Genomic DNA, 1,047 nt, shown 5'->3' with positions numbered 1-1,047 from the left:
CGATTGAGAAGCAAACGCTGTTTATGGCCTATCAACCGCAGTTAAACATCAATGGCAAGATTTATGGTGTTGAGGCGCTTGTTCGTGGGGAAGAAGAAGAACTGGGCAAAGTGCCACCTAACGAATTCGTTCCTGTCGCTGAAAGCTCTGGTTTGATGGTGCGATTGGGTGAGTTGATCATCGAAAAGAGCCTTGAAGATATGGGCTTACTGACAACCCATCTTGCCACCCCAATTCAGATGTCGATCAATATTTCCGTCAAGCAGTTCCTGCACGCCAAATTTATAGAGCGCTTGATGGCGGCGATGGACAAATACCATCTTGATTGCAATAGAATCACGTTAGAAATTACCGAGAACTTGTTTATCGAAGATCTAGAAAAGTTCTCTCCGACTTGCGAGCGCTTGCACGCTTTGGGCTTTAAGATTTCATTGGATGATTTCGGAACGGGCTACTCGTCACTAAGCATGTTGAGAACATTGCCGATTGATGAAGTTAAAATTGACAAGAGCTTTGTCGACAATATTGAGCACGATAAAAAAGCGCTGAATATGGTGAAAAACATCATCGCTATTGGCAAAAACTTCGAAATGAAAGTCTTAGCTGAAGGGGTCGAAACGCAACGCCAACGCGACCAACTAGAAGCGTGTGGCTGTGATTTGATTCAAGGTTATTTATACTCCAAGCCACTCTCTTTTGACCAACTTGTTAGCTTTGTGAAAGACAATAAAGAAGAAAAAGCCATCATAGATTAACGATGGCTTTAGTGATGTCGGTTTTAAACCACGATTTCCGTTTATTTCCGCATTTCTTGGTACATCACCTCAACAAGCTCGCCTTTCGGGTCGCCCGACAATTCCCAAGTAAAAATGCCACCTAAGTTCGCCTGTTTCGCCCAATTTGCTTTGGCTTTGATCGAGCGTTGATCTTCGTAAGAGATAAAGACTTTCTTTTAAGGATTCCACAAGTACGGCGCTTGGAATTGCTCATCATAGTTGTACTCGTAGCCCTGCTTCGCTTCATAGTTCTTCACTAACTCCCAGAACA

At 43.5% G+C, this 1,047-nt stretch carries 1 protein-coding gene and 1 pseudogene; one reads left to right on the top strand and one right to left on the bottom strand.

The window, feature by feature from the left end; genetic code table 11:
* Positions 1-755 (top strand): EAL domain-containing protein (locus tag R8N46_RS25490; protein WP_318189815.1); only part of this gene is annotated, 755 nt, incomplete at its 5' end.
* A gap of 41 nt (positions 756-796) precedes the next feature.
* On the opposite strand, the pseudogene R8N46_RS25485 reads toward R8N46_RS25490, so the two are convergent.
* Positions 797-1,047: pseudogene (locus tag R8N46_RS25485) on the bottom strand (glycosyl hydrolase family 18 protein); the annotation flags it as partial.

The sequence above is a fragment of the Vibrio sp. 1874 genome (genome assembly GCF_033344395.1).
In the GTDB taxonomy this organism is placed as follows: Bacteria; Pseudomonadota; Gammaproteobacteria; order Enterobacterales; family Vibrionaceae; genus Vibrio; species Vibrio alginolyticus.
Note: the sequence above shows the minus strand (reverse complement) of the source record. Positions and strands in the feature narration are given on the sequence as shown.